The organism is Arthrobacter sp. Dra40, from assembly GCF_059091905.1.
The window spans coordinates 40,123-60,312 of record NZ_JBNHHB010000016.1 but is presented as its reverse complement, the minus strand read 5'-3'; the positions used below and the strand labels follow the sequence as shown (position 1 = coordinate 60,312).

Sequence of the window (20,190 nt, the reverse complement as noted above, 5' to 3'; positions counted from 1 at the left end):
GACGGCGGTGCGCCCGGCTTGGGTGCGGCGGGACGGCGTCGGGGCGCCCGGCCTCCGCGGGGCGGCGCGGAGGCGGCCGACCTCGGTGCCCGCGCGCCGTCGTCGTAATAACTGGCATACAGGACTTCGGCTGCGCTGTAATGCGGTGAACAGTTAGAGTGGCAGTGAAGAATATCCTCCCGGCCGGACCTTGCGCCGGGTCGCTATGCCACGTAAAGCGCAGACACAATCTGCACGTATGAGAGGTTGGACGTGAGCGCAGGAGAAGACACCTCGCACATCCTGAGCGGGCTGACAAGCCAGCTGTCGGATCGCGATCCCGATGAAACCGCCGAATGGATTGAGTCCTTCGACGATCTGGTGGAGAGCCGGGGCACCGAACGTGCCCAGTACATTGTCCGCTCCCTCCTGCAGCGTGCAGGTGCGCAGAGCGTTGGCGTGCCGATGGTGACCACCACCGACTACGTAAATACCATCCCGGTGGACCAGGAACCGGAGTTCCCGGGCGACGAGGAGACCGAGCGCCGCTACCGCGCGTGGATGCGCTGGAACGCGGCCATGCTGGTGCACCGCGCGCAGCGCCCGGACATTGGCGTGGGCGGGCACATCTCCACGTACGCCGGCGCGGCCACCCTCTACGAGGTGGGCTACAACCACTTCTTCCGCGGCAAGGACCACCCGGGCGGCGGCGACCAGGTCTTCTTCCAGGGCCACGCCTCCCCCGGCATGTACGCGCGCGCGTTCATGGAAGGCCGGCTGACCGAGGAAGACCTGGACGGCTTCCGGCAGGAAAAGTCCCGCGAGGGCCATGCCCTACCGTCCTACCCGCACCCGCGTTCCATGCCCGAGTTCTGGGAGTTCCCCACCGTCTCGATGGGCATCGGCCCGGCCAACGCCATCTACCAGGCGCAGCTGAACCGATACCTGCATAACCGCGGCATCAAGGACACCTCCGACCAGCATGTCTGGGCGTTCCTGGGCGACGGCGAGATGGACGAGCCGGAGTCGCGCGGTTTCCTGCAGTTGGCGGCCAACGAAAAGCTGGACAACCTCACCTTCGTGATCAACTGCAACCTGCAGCGCCTGGACGGACCGGTGCGCGGCAACGGCAAGATCATGCAGGAGCTTGAGGCCTTCTTCCGCGGCGCCGGCTGGCACGTGATCAAGGTGACCTGGGGCCGCGAGTGGGACGAGCTGCTGGCCAAGGACCGCGACGGCGCGCTGGTGGACATCATGAACTCCACCCTCGACGGCGACTACCAGACGTACAAGGCCGAGTCCGGCGGGTTCGTCCGCGAGCACTTCTTCGGCAAGACTCCGCAGACCAAGGAAATGGTTGCGGACATGACCGACGAGCAGATCTGGAACCTCAAGCGCGGCGGCCACGATTACCACAAGGTCTACGCCGCCTACGATGCCGCGACCAAGTTCAAGGGCAAGCCCACGGTGGTCCTGGCCCAGACGGTCAAGGGCTACGGCCTGGGCACGCACTTCGAGGGCCGCAACGCGACCCACCAGATGAAGAAGCTGACCCTGCAGGACCTGAAGGACTTCCGCGACCACCTGCGCATCCCGATCAGCGACGAGCAGCTCGAAGCCGATCCGTACCGTCCGCCGTACTACCACCCGGGACCCGACACCCCGGAGATCAAGTACCTGATGGAACGCCGCGCCGCCCTCGGCGGGGCCGTGCCGGAACGCCGGACCGAGCACCAGCAGCTGCACCTGCCCGGCGACAAGGCCTACGAAGTCGCCAAGCGCGGCTCCGGCAAGCAGCAGGCCGCCACCACCATGGCGTTCGTCCGGTTGCTGAAGGACCTGATGCGGGACAAGGAATTTGGTGCCCGCGTGGTGCCGATCATTCCGGACGAGGCCCGGACCTTCGGCATGGACTCGTTCTTCCCGACCGCCAAGATCTACAACCCCAAGGGCCAGAACTACCTGTCCGTGGACCGCGACCTGGTCCTGGCGTATAAGGAGTCCCCGCAGGGCCAGATCCTGCACACCGGCATCAACGAGGCCGGCTCCACCGCCGCCTTCACCGCCGTCGGCTCTTCCTACGCCACCCACGGCGAGGCCCTGGTGCCGATCTACATCTTCTACTCGATGTTCGGCTTCCAGCGCACCGGCGACTTCTTCTGGGCCGCCGCGGACCAAATGGCACGCGGTTTCGTGATCGGCGCCACCGCGGGACGCACCACGCTGACCGGCGAAGGCCTGCAGCACGCCGACGGGCAGTCGCCGATCCTGGCGTCGACGAATCCGGCCGTGGTCACCTACGACCCGGCCTACGGCTACGAAATCGGGCACATTGTCCGTTCCGGGCTGGAGCGCATGTACGGCGGGAACCATCCGGATCCCAACGTGATGTACTACCTGACCGTGTACAACGAGCCGATCGTCCAGCCCGCGGAACCCGAGGAACTGGACGTCGAGGGCCTGGTCAAGGGCATCTACCTGCTGGCTCCGGCCAAGATCGACGGGCCGCGCACCCAGCTGCTGGCCTCCGGCGTGGCCGTGCCGTGGGCGCTGGAAGCCCAGCAGCTGCTCGCCGAGGACTGGGGCGTGTCCGCCGACGTCTGGTCCGTGACCAGCTGGAACGAACTGCGCCGCGACGGCCTGGCCGCCGAGGAAGAGTCCTTCCTGAACCCCGGTTCGGAGCCGCGCAAGCCGTTCGTCGCGCAGCAGCTCGAAGGCGCCACCGGCCCGATCGTGGCGGTCAGCGACTACATGGCGGCCGTGCCGGACCAGATCCGGCAGTACCTGCCCAACGAGTTCGCCACCCTCGGTGCCGACGGCTTCGGATTCTCCGACACCCGTGCCGCGGCCCGGCGCTTCTTCAAGATCGACAGCCACTCGATCGTGGTCCGGGCACTGCAGATGCTGGCCCGGCGCGGCGAGGTCGACGCGAGCATGGCCAAGGACGCGTTCGAGAAGTACCGGCTGATGGACGTCAACGCCGGCACCTCGGGCAACGCCGGAGGCGAATCCTAAACCGGACAACAGCGCCACTATCCAGGCGGCGGACCCAGCCTTTCACGGCCGGGTCCGCCGCTTGTTTTAGTAGGAACCACACAAAAGACCGAATGGAGCTTGCACCGGCGAGTGCGTATGCTCATTTCATGCCCCAAGCCCGGACCGACACCGCCAAAGCTGCTGCGCAGCCGGCTGACCAGCCGACCCCGGCGGGGGCGGCTGCCGCGGCTGCCTCCGAGCAGACCGCCGAAGAGTCCGCCGAGCAGTCAGCCGAGCAGACCGCCCAGAAGTCAGCCGGGAACAAGCCGGCGTCCACACCATCACCCGCGCGCCGCCGTGCCGCGGCAGGGCGGAAGGCCGACCGCGCGGCCACCGGCAACCCCGAGACCCTGGACCGACTGCGGTCCAAAATCGGCGCCTTGGCCACGGCGACGCTGAAGCGGCTGGACTCGGACCTGCCTTGGTACCGCGGGCTGCGGCCGGATGAACGGTCCGCCCTGGGCCTGGTGGCGCAGAAGGGCATCGCGTCCTTCGTCACCTGGTACGAACGCCCCACCTCCCCCGCGTGGGTGATGAACGACGTCTTCGGCACCGCTCCCACCGAGCTGACCCGCTCCATCAGCCTGCAGCGCGCCCTGCAGCTGATCCGCGTGGTGGTCGAAGCGGTGGAGGACGAAGTTCCGGACCTGGCCGGCGGCAGCGACGAGGCCCAGCTGCGCGAAGCCGTGCTGCGTTACTCGCGCGAAGTGGCCTTTGCCGCCGCCGACGTCTACGCCCGCGCCGCCGAGACCCGCGGATCGTGGGACACCCGGCTGGAGGCGCTGGTGGTGGATGCCATCCTGCGCGGCGAAAGCTCCGACGCGCTGCGCTCCCGGATTGCCGCGGTCGGCTGGAAGACCACCGGCCCGATCACGGTGATGGTGGGCGGCTCCCCCGGCGAGCCGGGCCCCAGCTTCGTCACCGAGCTGCGCCGTGCCAGCTCCCGCTACGCCGCGGACACGCTGGTGGGCATCCAGGGCGACCGGCTGATCCTGGTGCTGGGCGGGGTGACGGACCAGGACACCGCGTTCGTCCGGCTGGCCGATCTCTTCGGCCCCGGCCCCGTGGTCTACGGCCCAGAGGCCCGCTCGCTGGTGGACGCCAGCAGCTCGGCGCAGGCCGCGTTCGCCGGGCTCAGCGCAGCGAAGGCCTGGCCCGCTGCGCCGCGGCCGGTGGCGGCCAACGACCTGTGGCCCGAACGGGTGATGTCCGGCGACGATATTGCCCGCCGCGACCTCCACAAGTACATCTACGTTCCGCTGGTCAACGCCGGCAACGGGCTGGTGGAAACGCTCTCCAGCTACCTGTCCCTGGGACATTCGCTGGAAGCCACCGCGCGCGAACTCTTCGTCCACGCCAACACCGTGCGCTACCGGCTGCGCCGGGTCTGCGACGTGACCGGATGGGACCCGCTGCTGCCGCGGGAGGCCTTCGTGCTCCAGACCGCGCTCGGCGTGGGCCGCCTGATTGCTCCGGCCCGGAGCCCGAAGGACCGCGCGCCCTCCCGTCAGTAGCCTGCGGCAATCGGTACTACCTTGTAGACTTCCTACAAAGCGGTCCGGCGAGCTTCGTGTGCCGAAACACCGTGGAAACCATCTCCTCTTTGGAAAGCTTGAATACGTGCTTGCAATAGTCTGCCCAGGCCAGGGCTCCCAGACGCCCGGATTCCTCAGCCCCTGGCTTGAGGTACCCGGCGTGGCCGAACACCTCGGGCTGCTCAGCGACATCGCGCAGCTGGACCTGCTCTCCCACGGCACCGTGTCCGACGAAGAGACCATCAAGGACACCGCCGTCGCCCAGCCGCTGATCGTGGCGGCAGGCCTGCTGGCCGCCCGCGCGCTCACGGTTGATGAGGCACTTGACCTGTCCACCGTCGTCGCGGGCCACTCGGTCGGAGAAATCACCGCTTCCGCGGTGTCCGGTGCGCTGACCGAGAACGATGCGATGAACTTTGTGCGCGAGCGGGCCAACGCGATGGCCCGTGCCGCCGCGCAGACCCCCACCGGCATGAGCGCGGTGCTCGGCGGCGATCCGGACGAAGTGCTGGCCGCCATCGAGGCCGCGGGCCTGACCCCGGCCAATGCCAACGGCGGCGGCCAGACGGTCGCCGCCGGCACGTTGGAGCAGCTGCAGGCGTTCGCCGCGAACCCGCCGGCCAAGGCGCGGGTCATCCCGCTCAAGGTCGCCGGCGCGTTCCACACCGAACACATGGCTCCCGCGGTCAGCGCCTTGGAGAACCTGCGTCCCCAGCTGAAGCCGGCGATGCCGTCGCTGACCCTGCTTTCCAATTACGACGGCGAACCCGTCGTCGGCGGCGAGGAGAACCTGGACAGCCTGATCGCCCAGGTTTCGCGCCCGGTGCGCTGGGACAAGTGCATGGACAAGATGCTGTCCGTCGGCATCACCGGGCTGCTGGAACTGCCGCCGGCCGGAACCCTGGCCGGACTGGCCAAGCGCGGCATGAAGGGCGTGGCCACCATGACGCTGAAGTCGCCGGAGGACCTGGAGGCAGCCCGGGCCTTCATTGCCGAACACACCGAACAGACCCCCGTCCTGAACAGCATGTCTGGAGAATCCGAGAAGTGAGCACCCCCGTCATCCAGCAGACCCCGCTCCGCGACTTCTCTCGCGTGCTGGGCATCGGCGCCTACCGTCCCGACGTCATCGTCACCAACGACGACGTCTGCCAGTGGATCGATTCCTCCGACGAATGGATCCGCCAGCGGACCGGAATCGTCACCCGCCACCGGGCCAACGCCAACACCTCCGTGCTGGACATGGCCGAAGGCGCCGCCAAGGAAGCCATGGCCCAGGCCGGCATCACCGGCGACCAGCTCGGAGCCGTGATTGTCTCCACCGTGTCGCATCCGTACGCCACGCCGTCAGCGGCCGCCGCGCTGGCCGACCGGGTGGGCGCTACCCCGGCCCCCGCCTTCGACATCTCCGCCGCGTGCGCGGGCTACTGCTACGGCATTGCCCAGGCCGACGCACTGGTGCGTTCCGGCACCGCCGACTATGTACTGGTGGTCGGTGCGGAGAAGCTCTCCGACGTCATCGACAACACCGAGCGGACCATCTCCTTCCTGCTGGGCGACGGCGCTGGCGCCGTCATTGTGGGCCCCTCCGACATCCCGGGCATCAGCAAGCCGGTGTGGGGCTCCGACGGCAGCAAGTGGGACACCATCAGCATGACCCACTCGCTCAATTCGGTCCGCGAACTGTCGCTGGCCGCCGAGGCCGCCGGCTCGCTGTCCGCCGTCTCCGACACCTTTGACGAAAAGGACACCAAGCTCTGGCCGACGCTGCGCCAGGACGGGCCGTCCGTGTTCCGCTGGGCCGTTTGGGAAATGGCCAAGGTGGCCAAGCAGGCGCTGGCGGCCGCCGGCCTGCAGCCGGAAGACCTCGCCGCCTTCGTCCCGCACCAGGCGAACATGCGCATCATCGACGAGATGGTCAAGCAGCTGAAGCTGCCCGAGAGCGTGGTTGTGGCCCGCGACATCGCCGACGCCGGCAACACCTCGGCTGCCTCGATCCCGCTGGCAACCCACCGCCTGCTGCAGGAGAACCCCGCGCTTTCCGGCGGACTGGCGCTGCAGATCGGCTTCGGCGCCGGCCTGGTGTTCGGCGCGCAGGTCATCGTCCTGCCGTAGACTGCCTTGCGGTAGTCGGGCCTCCCCTACATTCCAACCAGAACCAGGCCGTAAAACGCGGCTTGAAACCCCGTCCGGACACCGTCCGGCAGCACAAGAAAAGGAGCCACCATGGCTAGCAACGAAGAAATCCTGGCCGGTCTGGCCGAGATCGTCAACGAAGAGACCGGCCTGGCCCCGGAGGCTGTCGAGATGGACAAGTCCTTCACCGATGACCTGGACATCGACTCCATCTCGATGATGACCATTGTGGTCAACGCCGAGGAGAAGTTCGGCGTGCGCATCCCGGACGAAGAGGTCAAGAACCTTAAGACCGTCGGCGACGCAGTCAACTTCATCGTCAACGCCCAGGCTTAGTTCCGCGTTGCCCGGGCTTGCCCGGGATTCGGCGGCCGGCGGGTGATCCCCCAGTCCGGCCGCCGCACCAGATTTATCGCCCAATCACTATTGAGAGAATGAATCAATGGCACGCAAAGTAGTCATCACCGGCCTCGGCGCCACCACCCCGATTGGCGGCGACGTCCCCACGATGTGGCGGAATGCCCTCAAGGGCGTTTCCGGGGCCCATACCCTCGAAGATGATTGGGTGGCCAAGTACGAGCTGCCGGTGACGTTCGCCGCCAAGGCCAGCAACCGCCCCGACGAAGTTCTGACCCGGGTCGAAGCCAAGCGGATGGACCCCTCCACCCAGTTCGCCGTCGTCGCGTCGCGCGAAGCCTGGAAGGATTCCGGCATCGAAGAGGTGGACCACGACCGGCTGGCGGTGGCCTTTGCTACCGGCATCGGCGGCGTCTGGACGCTGCTGGATGCCTGGGACACACTGCGCGACCGCGGCCCGCGCCGCGTGCTGCCGATGACCGTTCCGATGCTGATGCCCAACGGCCCCGCGGCCGCTGTCAGCATGGACCTGGGCGCCCGCGCCGGCGCGCACACCCCGGTCTCCGCCTGTGCTTCCGGCACCGAGGCCATGTCCATGGGCATCGAACTGATCCGGGCCGGCAAGGCCGACGTCGTGATGACCGGCGGTGCCGAAGCCGCGATCCACCCGATGCCGATCGCCGCCTTCAGCGCCATGCAGGCGCTGTCCAAGCGCAACGACGACCCCGAGCATGCCTCGCGCCCCTATGACCTGGACCGCGACGGCTTTGTCATGGGCGAAGGCGCCGGTGCGCTGGTGCTGGAGGCCGAGGAACATGCCCTGGCCCGCGGCGCCCGCATCTACGCCGAATTGGCCGGATCCGGCGTCACCGCCGATGCCTACCACATCACGGCACCGGACCCCGAGGGACTGGGCGCCACCCGGGCGCTCAAGGCCGCACTCTTCGATGCCCGGGCGCAGGCAACGGATGTCGTGCACGTGAACGCCCACGCGACCTCCACCCCGGTGGGCGACAAGCCGGAGTACACCGCGCTGAAGGCGGCGCTGGGCGACCACGTTTCCAACGTGGCCGTCTCCGCCACCAAGTCGCAGACCGGCCACTTGCTCGGGGCTTCGGGCGCCGTGGAGTCCGTCATGACCGTGATGGCCGTCTACGAACGCCGCGCACCGGTGACGATCAACCTGGAAAACCAGGATCCGGAGATCCCGCTGGACGTGGTCACCTCCGCCCGCGATCTGCCGCAGGGGGACATCATTGCGTTGAACAACTCCTTCGGCTTCGGCGGGCACAACGCCGTCGTCGTGTTCCGCAATGTCTAGTAGTTGACTGTGCCTCCCGCGGGCAGCACGAAAGGGAGGGCGGCCGGTGTTTCACCGGTCGCCCTCCCTTTTGCGTTGCTGGAGGAGGGTTTGGAAGCCCGCGGCTAGCCGACTTGGTGCAGCCAGCGCACGGGGGCGCCTTCGGCTGCATGGCGGAACGGCTCGAGTTCTTCGTCCCAGGCCTCGCCCAGGGCGAGGGACAGTTCGTGGTAGACAGCGGCGGGATCGCCGGCACCGGCTTCGTAGGCGTAACGGATGCGGTCTTCGCTCACCATGATGTTCCCGTGGACATCCGTCATGGCGTGGAAAATCCCAAGTTCGGGGGTGTGCGACCAGCGGCCGCCGTCGACGCCGGGGCTCGGTTCTTCGGCCACTTCATAGCGCAGGTGCGCCCAGCCGCGCAGGGCAGAAGCCAGCATGGCGCCGGTCCCCTGGGGCCCGACCCACGACAGCTCGGCCCGGTACATTCCGGGCGCGGCGGGTTGAGCGGTCCACTCGAGATCCGTTCGCTTATCTACGACGGATCCGACGGCCCACTCGATATGAGGGCACAATGCTGAAGGTGCTGAATGCACAAACAGCACGCCACGAGTCATCACAACAGACATCCCATCCTCCATTTGCTGTAGGTACGTCTTCCCCAACGACCTTCAGCCTTGAGACGGATGGAACTTGTCAGTACTGCTGTTTCCGACGCTTTCGATCCTCATTGTGCCGTACGGCGGCGAATTGCGCCAGTGTAACTACCAATGTGCCATTGCGTGTCGCGGATTCCGCCCAAGCAGGCTTGTGCCGGGCCCGCGACCTCCGTCGCTGGGCCCATGGTCCCGGCTCGCCGTTCCCGCTACCGTTGGCTCCGGCTACCCCCTGTTATGCCCGCGGGTGCGCCTGCTGGTAGCTGCGCCGCAACCGGTCCACCGAGACGTGGGTGTAGAGCTGCGTGGTCGCCAAGGTGCTGTGTCCCAGAATTTCCTGCACGGCACGCAGGTCCGCTCCCCCATCCAGCAGATGCGTGGCGGCGCTGTGCCGCAGCGCGTGTGGGCCGGTTGCCGAGGTGTCCCCCAGCAGAGCGAAGAGCCTAGCCGCTACGGAGCGTACTTGGCGCGGGTCCACCCGTTTGCCCCGCTGGCCCAGGAAAGCGGCCGGGCCGCTCTCCGCCGCGGCCAGTTTGGGGCGCCCGCGGCGCAGCCAGTCGTCCATGGCGACGGTGGCCGGCAGTCCAAACGGTACGGTGCGCTCCTTGTTTCCTTTGCCCAGTACCCGGATGGTCCGCCGTTCATTGTCCACGTCGTCGATGTCGAGGCCGGCCAGTTCGCTGACGCGGATGCCGGTGGCGTAGAGCAGTTCGACCATCGCCCGGTCGCGCAGCGGCAGCGGCTGACCGTCAACTGCTTCCTCGGCGAGGGTGCGAAACAGTTCGTCCACCTGTGCCGGCCGCAGCACGGTCGGCAGCGAGCTGTTGCGTTTGGGCGCCTTCAACCGCAGCGATGGGTCGGTGCGGATCAGCTCCTCCCGCAGCGCCCAAGCCATGAAACTGCGGGCCGTCGCAGTGCGCCGCGCCAGCGTGGATCTGGCCATGCCGGCACCGTTCATCGCGCCGAGCCAAGAACGCAGAGTCCCGAGAGTGATATCCGGAAGCTTTGCGGCTCCGTCCTCCGCGGCATAACCGAGCAGGTGCCGGACGTCGGTCAGATAGGCCCGGACGGTATGTTCGGATCGGGCACGTTCGGCGCTCAGATAGCGGGCGAAACCATCCAGAGCCGTATCAAAAGCCTCCGGGAGTGCGGGTGTGCCCTGCGCTTCGGGTTTATCTGCAGAGCTCATCCCTTCACTGTGCTGGCCGGACCAGGCGAACTCAAGCAGGCGCACGGAGCAACCTCAATCTTTCTGTCCCGTCCAGCCGCTTCCCGCCCCGGAGTCTCTTTCTTCGCCTACATCGGTCGCCGCCCTCAAGCCTTGCCGTCCGGCCCTCAGCCCCTCCGTCCTCGCTCAGCCCCTCCTCCCGCGCCGCCAGCCGCTGGCATCCTGTACGGCGAGACCTGCCGCTTCCAGCCGCCCGAGGCCGGCCAGCACCGTGCGCAGAGGGACTCCGGCGACGGTGGCGAGCTTGTCCACAGTGCTTCCTCGGCGAACCGGCAGGGCGTCGAGCAGCAGCAAGTCGTCCACGCCGAGACCGTCGTGGTCCGCCAACGTTTCCTGGGTTCCCGGCTCGAAGGCGGCCCCAATTGGTCCAGCGAGTTCGGCCGCCTCCGCCGCGTCAGTGATGGCCGTTGCACTGCCGTCGCGCAGCAATCGGTGCGTGCCGGCCGAGTTGGCGCTGTAGACGGATCCAGGAACCGCACCCACTCCGCGGCCCAGGCCTGCGGCGTGGTGCGCAGTGTTCAGAGCACCGGAGCGCCAGCGTGCTTCCACAACTATGGTGGCCGCCGCCAGCGCTGCGATCAGCCTGTTTCTTTGCAGGAATCTCCAACGCGTTGGTGCGGCACCGGGCGGCACCTCGGCCAGCAGGATGCCCCGGCTGGCAATCGCCTGGAGCAGCTCCTCGTTACCTGCCGGGTAGTAGCGGTCGAGACCTCCGGCCATGACCGCCATGGTCGCGACGTGGTCCACGTCCGTGGCAAGTGCCGAGCGATGAGCTTGTGCGTCAATGCCGTAGGCGCCGCCGGAGATGACACAGTATCCCCGCTGCGCAAGTCCGCTGCTGAGGTCGCCTGTCACCTGATTGCCGTAGTTGGTGCTGTCACGGGAGCCGACGACGGCCACCGTTGCCCCGACCGTCGGAATGCCGTCTGTGAACCTGCCCCGTGCCCAGAGGCAGAGCGGTTCTCCGAGGCCGAGATCGGCCAGGGCTGCCGGCCAGACGGCGTCTCCGGGAATGAGCAAGGCACCGCCGAGTCTGCCCACGACAGCGAGGTCGCGTTCCGGCGCCAGATCCTTGACCCGCGGTGCCCAGCGTTCCAGGGCATCGGACAGGGGCTGCGTGGTGCCCGTCGCGGCCTGACGGTCGAGGGTCCTGAGCAGCTCAGTCTGCAGACCGTGTCCGGCGCTCACCTGTCCGGTGGCGATGCGCAAGGCATCGAACGGACCGGCAACGGAAACCAGGGCCAGTCCGATCCAGTCCGACGGTTCCATCAGCCGGGACAGCGCCGCCCGGGCCAACCGCTCATCGTCGGAGGGCAATTGCGTCATTCTGGTCATCTCCTCGTAGCTGGCCGACGCTGGTGGGGAAAGCACGCTCAGGCCGCCTTGACCTGTTGACGGAAGGTCAGCGCGGTGCTGACTGCGTCCCGGTCCGGCCGGTCCAGACCGGCTAGGTCCGCGAGCGTCCAAGCCACGCGCAGGACCCGGGTATAGCCGCGCCCAGTCAGCACGGCCCGCTCCATGGCACGGTCCAGGTCGCGGGTGACAGCCGGCGAAGGCCGCAGCTTGCCGGTGAGCAGCTCGCCGCTGATCTCCGAATTCAGCCCGATCCCCCACCGGCGCAGCCGCTCCTGCTGGGCCGTCCGGGCGGCAGCGACCCGGCCTGCGACGAGTGCGCTGCTCTCCCGGCTGGTGCCGGCGGCCATCATTCCCACCGTCAGCCGCTGCAAGGTCAGTTGCAGGTCGATCCGGTCGGTCAAGGGATTGGAGAGCTTGCCAAAGTAGCGGCGCTTCTGCTCGGCCGTACAGGTACAGTCCAGCCCCTTGCCTCCGGAAAGCCCGCACGGACAGGGATTGGCGGCCATCACCAGTTGGAAGCGCGCCGGGTAGGCGGCACTTCCGGCGGCCCTGTGCACCACAAGCTTTCCGCTTTCCAGCGGCTGGCGCAGGGCGTCGAGGACCTGTCGGCCGTACTCCGGCGCCTCGTCCATGAAAAGCACGCCGCGGTGGGCTCTGGAGGCGGCTCCCGGTCGTGGCAGGCCGGAGCCGCCGCCGATGATGGACACGGCGGTGGCTGTGTGGTGGGGGCTTTCATAGGGCGGGCGCCGGATCAGTTCGGTGAGCGGCGCCGCTGTGGCGCTCAGGGAGTGGATGGCGGTGACCTCCATGGCGTGATGGTCAGGGAGGTCAGGGAGAATACCCGGCAGCCGTTCAGCCAGCATGGTCTTCCCAGCACCGGGCGGGCCGACCAGCAGCAGGTGGTGCCCGCCCGCGGCGGCCACTTCCAACGCCATTCGGGCTTCATGCTGTCCCGCCACGTCTGCTAGATCCAGTGCCGGACCGGCAGGGGCAACGGCAACCGCAGTGGATTCCAACCGAGGTTCCGACGCGGCGAGGTTGAGCCGGTCAAGGTCCGCACCGAAGGCCAGGAGCACCTCGGCCAGCGTCTCAAAGCTGCGTACTTCCGCGCCCGGCACCAGAGCGGCCTCCTCGGCATTGGCCGCAGCGACGGCCACCTGCGAATAGCCCGCGTCCACTGCTGCCATGACAGCTGGCAGGACCCCGCTCACTGGACGGAGCCGCCCGTCCAGCCCGAGCTCGGCCAGGAACACCGTACGGCCGGCTGGGCGGATGTCGCCCGCTGCTTGAAGGGCTGCCAGCACGATGGCTAAGTCAAAGCCGGATCCCTTCTTAGGCAGCGAGGCCGGGACCAGATTGACAGTAATCTTGCGCCGGCTGAGCGGGACACCGGCGTTCTTCGCGGCCGCCTTGATCCGCTCCTTCGCTTCGGACAGGGACGCATCCGGCAAGCCCAGGAGCACAAACGCCGGAAGTGTCTGTCCGATGTCCGCTTCCACCTCAACGATGTGTCCGTTGAGCCCGACCAAGGCCACGGAGAACGTCCGCCCGAGGCCCATCAGCCGACGTCCTTCAGGTATTCGATCACGGGCCAGCGGGCCTGTCCGTAGAGCACCGCCACAGCGTCCACCCGCATGGCGGTGCCGGCCATCCCGTGGTCGCGCAGCCACTGGTGTCCCAAAGAATGGAGCCGCCGGATCTTGGCGCCGGTGATGGCTTCGAAGGGGTGGCCGTAGTCCGTGCTGCGGCGAGTCTTCACCTCGGAGACCACGATGGACGCTCCGTCCACGGTGATGAGGTCCAGCTCCCCGTCTGGGCTGCGCCAGTTGCGGTCGATCACGCGCTGGCCGGCGCCCGCCAAATAGGCCGCGGCCATCTCCTCGCCGCGCCGCCCGAGTTCATCCTTCGCTCTCATGCCTCCAGCGTGGCGTGGCGCTCACTGAGCGAGCAGGCCGAGGCACAAGGATGTGGACGATGCCTGCGCGCGAACTGATTGTGGAGGACGGCTTATAGCGGGGAATCACCGATAGTCTAAAGAATTAGCTCAGTTCCTCAGCGTGAAATATGTCTCTCCCGGACACATGGCGCCAAATGACGTGGTCAAGCCGTCTTGGCTCAGTCGGGTACTGAACGGCGGCCTCTTTGATCAGCTCTGCAACCTGCATTGGGGCCAGGTCTTTGCCGTCAAGGCCGGCATGTTCCTGCACGAAGCGAATGATCATACGGTCCGGTTTCACGGACTGAAAGCCGCAGAGAATGAGCAGATAGTTGAAAGTGACGCCCGACGACTGGCTAGGGAGCTTCAGCCAAGCTTCCTTTACCCGGTGGAGCGATTCGTCCTTGGCGAACTCTTCATGGAGTGCGGAGCGAGTCGTAATTCTGAGTGTCTTGAAGGTCCGTGCTGCCTGAAGAATGACCTCTGCCTTGAGGACCGCGTTCGCCTTCGTATGTGCAGGTTTGTGGTTGTCAACCATCGCTGCCCAACCGCTACTTCCGCCCAACTCCTCGAAGGTGTGCAGCAACTCATCAACGCCGTCGTAATATGCATCGGCGTTCTGGGCCTCCCGGTATGCCCTGTACTTGTTTACGACGTTTATGACGCTCTGATAGTGCGAGCCGGTCGAGTAGATCGAATCGATCATGGCAAGGGCCAAGCTATTCGAGTAACCATCCGCCGTAATCCAACGGCTTTCGTCGCCGAATATTGAGCGGCACTTGTCCGCAAGAACTTCAGCTTCAGCGCTGAACGCAAATGTCGTATGCGCACTGTAGCAGCACGTTCTAAAGCCTCGAGGCATTGCTTTTCACAGCGGGGCGTCGAAGACCGGAACACTACGAGTGAGCCAAATGCACGCACTCAAAACCGGAAGGGAGGCGACGGAGGTGGATGCCGGCCACTAGGCAATCGATCAGCCGCCGAGGCCGTCCTTGGGCAGGGTCAGGTCGTCGTTCTTGGTCAGTTCCTCGACGTTGACGTCCTTGAACGTGATCACGCGGACGGACTTCACGAACCGGGCGGAGCGGTAGACGTCCCAGACCCACGCGTCCTGCAGGGTCAGGTCGAAGTAGACTTCGCCGTCGGCCGAGCGGGCCTGTAGGTCAACGTGGTTCGCCAGGTAGAAGCGGCGCTCCGTCTCCACGACATAGCTAAACAGGCCGGCGACATCGCGGTACTCCCGGTAGAGCTGCAGCTCCATATCGGTTTCATAGTTCTCAAGGTCTTCGGCGCTCATGTATCCATCCTGCCCCAGATTGGCTGACGGTGTTTAGTTGGCAATGTCAACCGCGGGCATCAGCGGCTGCTCCGGGGTCAGCCGCCAGCTTCGGCGGTGCAAATCGGACGGGCCGATGCCCAGCAGGGCCGCGCGGTGTGCGGCGGTGGCGTAGCCCTTGTTGATCTCCCAGGCGTAGTCTGGATAGTCGGTCGCGTAGCCGGTCATCATGGCGTCGCGCTCGACCTTGGCCAGCACGCTGGCGGCGGCCACGCTGAGGCACTGCAGGTCTGCCTTGATCCTTGTCAGGACCGGGGCGTCGCAGCCCGGCTGGGCGGCGTCGTCGAACAATGACGGCTCGCCGGCGGACAGCCAGTCGTGGTTGCCGTCCAAAATCACGATGTCCGGGCGGGCGGTGGCCACCACCTGGCCCCAGGCGCGGGCGCCGGCGAGCCGCATGGCCGCCATCAGGCCCAGTGCGTCGATCTCCGCGGCGCTGGCGTGGCCCACGCCATAGGCCAGTGCCCATTTCTGGATCTTGGGCACCAGGGCCACCCGGTCGGCCGGGGTAAGCAGCTTGCTGTCGCGCACGCCGCGGATCTGTTTGGCCGACGTTGCGTCGATGGCCACCATGCCTACACTGACCGGACCGGCAAGGGCCCCGCGGCCCACCTCGTCCGCGCCGGCGACCAATCGGTGTCCGGCGTCGACGAACGAACGCTCAAAACGCAGCGTGGGGGCTTTGCTTGTCACTGGGACTCGTTCTGACGGGTGACGGCGGCTGGCTCGGTACCGGTCGCCGCGGAAGGTGCCGGAACGCCGTCGAACACTTCCGGATAGTTACCCAGGAAGCTCAGCCGGTCCAGCGGCCAGGCGATGACGCTGGCCTTGCCCTCGACGGATTCCACGGCCACGAAGCCCTTCGAGGCTTCGTCCTGGTGTTCGCGCGAGTCCGCGGAATGATTCCGGTTGTCGCCCATGACCCAGATTTTACCCTCGGGCACGGTCACGTCGAAGGGGATCCGGGTGTTGTCCGAGCCGGGCGCAAGGTAGGGGTCCTCGTCCAGCGGTTCGCCGTTGACCGAGATCCGGCCGTCGGCGTCGCAGCAGACCACATGGTCTCCGCCCATGCCGATGACGCGCTTGACCAGGTGCTGCTGCGAGGCATCGGGCATCAAACCCACGAAGGTGAGGAACTGCTGGAACCAGTTGCCGGCGTTGTGCTCCCCATTGGGGGGCAGCCAACTGAGGTCGTCCTGGAAGACCACCACGTCGCCGCGGGTGAGCGCGAACGGCTGCGGCACCAGCAGGTTGACGAAAATCCGGTCGTCCACCTCCAGTGTGTCCTCCATCGAGGTGGAGGGAATGAAGAAGGCGCGGAAGAGGAACGTCTTGATCAGGAAAGAAAGGACGACGGCGACCGCGACGATCGTGGCGATCTCCTTCAGCCACGACAACAACGAGTTCCGCCCGGTGTTCTTGCGTTCGCGGTTTGTGCGATCGCGCTTCTGCGGCCCGGAGGCGTGCGGCTGGTACCCGCCAGTGTCCTTCGGGTCGTCCTGGTCCATGCTCACTATCCTCTATTCTCCGCGGGCTGGTCCGCCGGCTGGGAACCCAACTGTATCCGCTCCAACCCGGCCGCCCGGTCCAGCGGCCAGATGATGCTCAGCGGCCGGCCGATGACCCGCTCAACTGGAACCATACCGCCGCCGGGAGCACCCAGGAGGGCACGGGAATCGGCCGAGGCGGTGCGGTGGTCCCCCATCAACCACAATCTATCTTTCGGTACCTGGACGGAGAACTCCATCTCGCTGGGCGCGTCGCCGTCGAAAATGTAATCCTCCTGCACCGGTTCGCCGTTGACCTGCAGGCGGCCGTCCGGCCCGCAGCATTTGACGGTGTCCCCCGGCAGGCCGATCACGCGTTTGACGTAGATGGTGTCGCTGCCGGCAACGCCCAGCCACTGGCCGGCCTGCTGCAGGAGGTCCACGAACGGGGAGTTGCCGCTGTTGAAGGGCGCGAACGAGCCACGTCCGTCGAAGACCACCAGGTCGCGGCGCCGGATTTCACCGAAGTGGTAGTCGGTGCGCGAGACGAGCACACGGTCGCCGGTCTCCAGCAGCGGCTCCATGGAACCGGAGGGGATGTAATACACGTCCACCAGCGTGGCCCGCACGATGGCGCTGAGCACCACCGCGCAGACCACGATGGCCAACACAAAACGCCAGCCCGGAAGTCCGGACCGGCGTCTTGGCGGTTCCCCAGAGGCATCCGGGGAACCAGAGATTTGCTGCACTGCCTAAGTCAAGAAGCTGCTGGAGGGCAGCTTTACTTGGCGGTGCCGAAGTCGCGCTTCTCCTTGATGCGGGCAGCCTTGCCGTGGCGCTTGCGCATGTAGTACAGCTTGGCCCGGCGAACGTCACCCTTGGTTACGACCTCGATGTGGTCGATGATCGGGGAGTGTACCGGGAAGGTACGCTCCACGCCCACGCCGAAGGAAACCTTGCGGACGGTGAAGGTCTCGCGGACACCATGGCCCTGGCGGCCCATCACGTAACCCTGGAAAACCTGGATACGGGCGGTCTTGCCTTCGATGATGTTCACGTGCACCTTGACGGTATCGCCGGCGCGGAACTCGGGAACGTCGCGCAGGGATGCTGCGTCGACAGAGTCGAGGATATGCATTTCTCACTCCTGGTGAACGCCACAGGTCATTCACTTTGGTTACGGCGCGACGGTCAGGGCGTAGCCTGCAACAGTCGCTGCCGAAATTCAAGAACCGGCCCGTCCGGGAATCGGCGGCCAGCGAATCCAGCTGTTGGCAGCGCTCCCCCTGTGGCAGGATCGCGCCCAGCGGACACAATCCTCTATTTTGCCACATGGCGCGGCCGAAGCTCTAATTCCGCCGAAATTCGGGGCCGTTCCGAGGTCCGGGGCTACCTGCGAGGTCGGGGGCCGGCTCCCAGGCCGGGGGGCTACCTGCTAGGTCGGGGGCAAGCTCCCAGGTCCGGGGCTACCTGCGAGGTCAGGGGCAGCAACCCCTGACTTGATGGGGAGATCTCCCCCCTGGCGGCGAAATCAGGGGGTGTGCGGGGTCGCCTCGGCGGCAACCCCTGACTTCGGTGTAGCCGGCAGGACCTGCGTGGGGGTGATGGCGTAGCCAAGCGCGCTGAGGGTGACACGGTCCGCCTTGTCCAGCGTCTCCGGATCCAGCCCGAGGATCAGGTCCGGGCGGCGTTCGGCAGTCCGGCGCAGTTGTTCGTCGCGGCGGTGCCGGGCGATCTTGGCGTGGTTGCCGCTGAGCAGCACCTCCGGAATGCCGCGGCCGCGCCAATCCGACGGTTTGGTATAGACGGGATACTCCAGCAGCCCGTCCGAGTGCGACTCTTCCACCAGAGATTCGGGATTGCCGACGACGCCGGGCACCAGCCGGCCGACGGCTTCAACCATGGCCAGGACGGCCACTTCTCCCCCATTGAGCACGTAGTCGCCGAGGCTGACCGGCCGTACGCGGAAGTGCTCAGCGGCCCATTCGAGGACACGCTCGTCAATGCCTTCGTACCGGCCGCAGGCGAAGACCAAGTGGTCCTCGGTGGCGAGTTCGTAGGCAAGGGCCTGGTTGAAGACCTCACCGGCGGGCGAGGGAACGATCAGGACCGGGCGGGCGGCGGCGGGCTGCGGCGCCTCCACCTGGGTATCTGCGCGTTCGCTGGCGCTCACTGGATCGACCACCGGGGACGCGCTCACTTGGTCGACCGCCGGGGCGTCGGCCGAAGGGCCGGGGATCAGGGATTCGAGGGCTTGGGCCCAGGGCTCCGGCTTCATGACCATGCCGGCTCCGCCGCCGTAGGGTGTGTCGTCGACGGTGCGGTGGCGGTCGGTGGTGAAGTCGCGCAGGTCATGCACCTTCAGCTGCAGGAGTCCGTCCTGCCGGGCTTTGCCAATCAGCGACAGGTCCAGCGCTGCCAGATACTCCGGAAAGATGCTGACGACGTCGATGCGCACCTAGCGCTCCCCCTCGCCGTCGTCGGGGGTTTCCTGCGCGTCGGGCGCGTTCAGCTCAAACAACCCGGCCGGCGGCGTGAGCCGGACGAAACCGGCTTCCACGTCGACCTCCGGCACGATGGCTTCGACGAAGGGCACCAGGACTTCCTCGCCGTCGACGTTCTCCACTATCAGCAGGTCCTGGGCGGGCAGGGTGTTCAGTCCGGACACCTTGCCGACCACCTCGTCCCCCACGCGCACGTCGAGGCCGACGAGCTCGTGCTCGTACCAGGCATCGTCGTCGTCCTCGACGTCCTCGGTATCGATGAAGAGCTTGGCGCCGCGGAGTTCTTCGGCACCGTTGCGGTCCGAAACTTCATGGAAACCGAGCAGCAGGATGTCTTTGTTCCAGCGGGCACTACTCACGGTCAGCGGCCCGAGGCTCGCCGGCTCCACGGTCAGTTCGACGTCGGGCACGAAGCGATCTGCCGGAGCGTCGGTCAGCACCTGTACGGTGACCTCGCCCCGAATGCCGTGCGGCTTGCCGATCCGGGCAACTTGTAGCTGCATGCAGACTCCTTGGATAGAAACGACGTCGGGTGAAAAACGTCCGGCCCCTGGACCATTAGCTGGTACAGGGGCCGGAGGTTATGGAATGGGTGCCTGGCGTGAAGCCGGGCAGCGCCGATCCGGATCAGCGTCGGCGGTCGGTATCCACAACGTCGACGCGGACCTGCTCATCGGCCAAGGCGTTCACCACGGTGCGCAGTGCACGGGCGGTGCGGCCCTGACGGCCGATGACGCGGCCCAGATCCTCCGGATGAACACGCACCTCGATGATGTCACCGCGGCGGTTATTCTTCTGCGTGACCTTGACGTCCTCGGGACTGTCAACGATCCCGCGGACCAGATGATCGAGCGCTTCGGCCAGCATTACTCAGCCTTTTCGGCTTCGTCTGCAGCTTCCTCGGCCGGAGCCTCGGCAGCTTCTTCCTTCTTGGCCTTCGGGGTGATGGCCTCGGGGATGATCACGGAGCCCTTTTCGGGAGCCACGAAGGCTTCCTTGGCTTCCTTGGTCTTGAGAGTGCCTTCCTGGCCCTCAATACCCTTGAACTTCTGCCAATCGCCGGTGATCTTGAGCAGGACGGCAGCCTGTTCGGTCGGCTGTGCGCCGACGCCAAGCCAGTACTGGGCGCGCTCGGAGTTGATCTCGATGAACGAGGGCTCTTCGGTCGGGTGGTACTGCCCGATCTCTTCGATGGCACGGCCGTCGCGCTTGGCGCGGGAATCCATGACAACGACGCGGTAGTGGGCAGAGAACTTCTTACCGAAGCGCTTAAGGCGAATCTTTACGGCCACTGTTGTGGTCACTCCTGGTTCTGAAAATGGGCGAACCCGTATGTCTGCTCCC

At 66.6% G+C, this 20,190-nt stretch carries 21 protein-coding genes; 6 read left to right on the top strand and 15 right to left on the bottom strand.

The genetic code is table 11. From position 1 onward, the window contains the following. Positions 1-252 precede the first annotated feature (252 nt). The 6 genes from aceE (at position 253) to fabF (ending at position 8,364) form a co-directional block, all read left to right on the top strand. Positions 253-2,994 carry a pyruvate dehydrogenase (acetyl-transferring), homodimeric type gene (aceE, locus tag AC5RWT_RS10260; RefSeq protein WP_494080134.1) on the top strand — a complete coding sequence of 914 codons (2,742 nt, stop codon included), beginning with the start codon at positions 253-255 and terminating at the stop codon, positions 2,992-2,994. A gap of 128 nt (positions 2,995-3,122) precedes the next feature. After that, the gene (locus tag AC5RWT_RS10255; RefSeq protein WP_494080133.1) at positions 3,123-4,529 is read left to right on the top strand and encodes a PucR family transcriptional regulator; all 1,407 of its coding nucleotides are present in this window, start codon (positions 3,123-3,125) and stop codon (positions 4,527-4,529) included. A gap of 106 nt (positions 4,530-4,635) precedes the next feature. Further along, a complete protein-coding gene (locus tag AC5RWT_RS10250) occupies positions 4,636-5,601 on the top strand; it encodes an ACP S-malonyltransferase (RefSeq protein WP_494080132.1) in 966 nt (321 codons plus the stop codon). Beyond that, complete coding sequence (locus AC5RWT_RS10245; RefSeq protein WP_493943331.1) at positions 5,598-6,665, top strand: beta-ketoacyl-ACP synthase III; 1,068 nt, start codon at positions 5,598-5,600, stop codon at positions 6,663-6,665. Before AC5RWT_RS10250 ends, AC5RWT_RS10245 begins: the two co-directional genes overlap by 4 nt. Before the next feature lie 111 nt (positions 6,666-6,776). Further along, positions 6,777-7,022, top strand: coding sequence for an acyl carrier protein (locus AC5RWT_RS10240; RefSeq protein WP_127514824.1), 246 nt, complete (start codon positions 6,777-6,779; stop codon positions 7,020-7,022). 106 nt (positions 7,023-7,128) lie between these two features. Then, positions 7,129-8,364, top strand: a complete 1,236-nt coding sequence (gene fabF, locus AC5RWT_RS10235) for a beta-ketoacyl-ACP synthase II (protein ID WP_494043527.1) — start codon at positions 7,129-7,131, stop codon at positions 8,362-8,364. 104 nt (positions 8,365-8,468) lie between these two features. Here fabF and AC5RWT_RS10230 read toward each other — a convergent pair whose 3' ends face one another. The 15 genes from AC5RWT_RS10230 to rpsP all read right to left on the bottom strand — a co-directional run bounded on the left by AC5RWT_RS10230 (position 8,469) and on the right by rpsP (position 20,138). After that, positions 8,469-8,972 carry a DUF3145 domain-containing protein gene (locus AC5RWT_RS10230; RefSeq protein WP_494043526.1) on the bottom strand — a complete coding sequence of 168 codons (504 nt, stop codon included), beginning with the start codon at positions 8,970-8,972 and terminating at the stop codon, positions 8,469-8,471. A 262-nt stretch (positions 8,973-9,234) separates the two neighbouring features. Then, positions 9,235-10,188: a tyrosine recombinase XerC gene (locus AC5RWT_RS10225; protein WP_494080131.1), complete on the bottom strand. Its 954-nt coding sequence runs from the start codon at positions 10,186-10,188 to the stop codon at positions 9,235-9,237. Between the two features lie 165 nt (positions 10,189-10,353). Further along, the gene (gene dprA / locus AC5RWT_RS10220; protein ID WP_494080154.1) at positions 10,354-11,562 is read right to left on the bottom strand and encodes a DNA-processing protein DprA; all 1,209 of its coding nucleotides are present in this window, start codon (positions 11,560-11,562) and stop codon (positions 10,354-10,356) included. Between the two features lie 38 nt (positions 11,563-11,600). Beyond that, a complete protein-coding gene (locus tag AC5RWT_RS10215; RefSeq protein WP_494080130.1) occupies positions 11,601-13,142 on the bottom strand; it encodes a YifB family Mg chelatase-like AAA ATPase in 1,542 nt (513 codons plus the stop codon). Next, entirely contained in the window at positions 13,142-13,498 is a 357-nt protein-coding gene (locus AC5RWT_RS10210) for a YraN family protein (RefSeq protein ID WP_494043523.1), read from the bottom strand. The genes AC5RWT_RS10215 and AC5RWT_RS10210 overlap by 1 nt, the downstream gene beginning before the upstream one ends. Before the next feature lie 124 nt (positions 13,499-13,622). Beyond that, the gene (locus tag AC5RWT_RS10205) at positions 13,623-14,381 is read right to left on the bottom strand and encodes a DUF8548 family protein (RefSeq protein WP_494080129.1); all 759 of its coding nucleotides are present in this window, start codon (positions 14,379-14,381) and stop codon (positions 13,623-13,625) included. Positions 14,382-14,492: 111 nt separating this feature from the next. Next, on the bottom strand, positions 14,493-14,816 hold the full coding sequence (locus tag AC5RWT_RS10200; protein WP_127514805.1) for a DUF2469 domain-containing protein: 324 nt from the start codon (positions 14,814-14,816) through the stop codon (positions 14,493-14,495). A gap of 33 nt (positions 14,817-14,849) precedes the next feature. Then, the gene (gene rnhB / locus AC5RWT_RS10195; RefSeq protein WP_494080128.1) at positions 14,850-15,548 is read right to left on the bottom strand and encodes a ribonuclease HII; all 699 of its coding nucleotides are present in this window, start codon (positions 15,546-15,548) and stop codon (positions 14,850-14,852) included. After that, entirely contained in the window at positions 15,545-16,363 is an 819-nt protein-coding gene (lepB, locus tag AC5RWT_RS10190; protein ID WP_494080127.1) for a signal peptidase I, read from the bottom strand. Before lepB (AC5RWT_RS10190) ends, rnhB begins: the two co-directional genes overlap by 4 nt. Positions 16,364-16,368: 5 nt before the next feature. After that, positions 16,369-17,091 (bottom strand): signal peptidase I, encoded by a 723-nt coding sequence (gene lepB / locus AC5RWT_RS10185; RefSeq protein ID WP_494080126.1) that lies wholly within the window; start codon positions 17,089-17,091, stop codon positions 16,369-16,371. A 32-nt stretch (positions 17,092-17,123) separates the two neighbouring features. Continuing rightward, entirely contained in the window at positions 17,124-17,480 is a 357-nt protein-coding gene (gene rplS, locus AC5RWT_RS10180) for a 50S ribosomal protein L19 (protein WP_127514798.1), read from the bottom strand. Between the two features lie 393 nt (positions 17,481-17,873). Then, positions 17,874-18,800 carry a tRNA (guanosine(37)-N1)-methyltransferase TrmD gene (trmD, locus tag AC5RWT_RS10175; RefSeq protein WP_494080125.1) on the bottom strand — a complete coding sequence of 309 codons (927 nt, stop codon included), beginning with the start codon at positions 18,798-18,800 and terminating at the stop codon, positions 17,874-17,876. After that, positions 18,801-19,349 carry a ribosome maturation factor RimM gene (rimM, locus tag AC5RWT_RS10170; protein WP_494080124.1) on the bottom strand — a complete coding sequence of 183 codons (549 nt, stop codon included), beginning with the start codon at positions 19,347-19,349 and terminating at the stop codon, positions 18,801-18,803. Positions 19,350-19,473: 124 nt separating this feature from the next. Then, positions 19,474-19,713 carry an RNA-binding protein gene (locus AC5RWT_RS10165; RefSeq protein WP_127514794.1) on the bottom strand — a complete coding sequence of 80 codons (240 nt, stop codon included), beginning with the start codon at positions 19,711-19,713 and terminating at the stop codon, positions 19,474-19,476. Beyond that, the gene (gene rpsP, locus AC5RWT_RS10160; RefSeq protein WP_127514792.1) at positions 19,713-20,138 is read right to left on the bottom strand and encodes a 30S ribosomal protein S16; all 426 of its coding nucleotides are present in this window, start codon (positions 20,136-20,138) and stop codon (positions 19,713-19,715) included. Before rpsP ends, AC5RWT_RS10165 begins: the two co-directional genes overlap by 1 nt. Positions 20,139-20,190 lie beyond the last annotated feature (52 nt).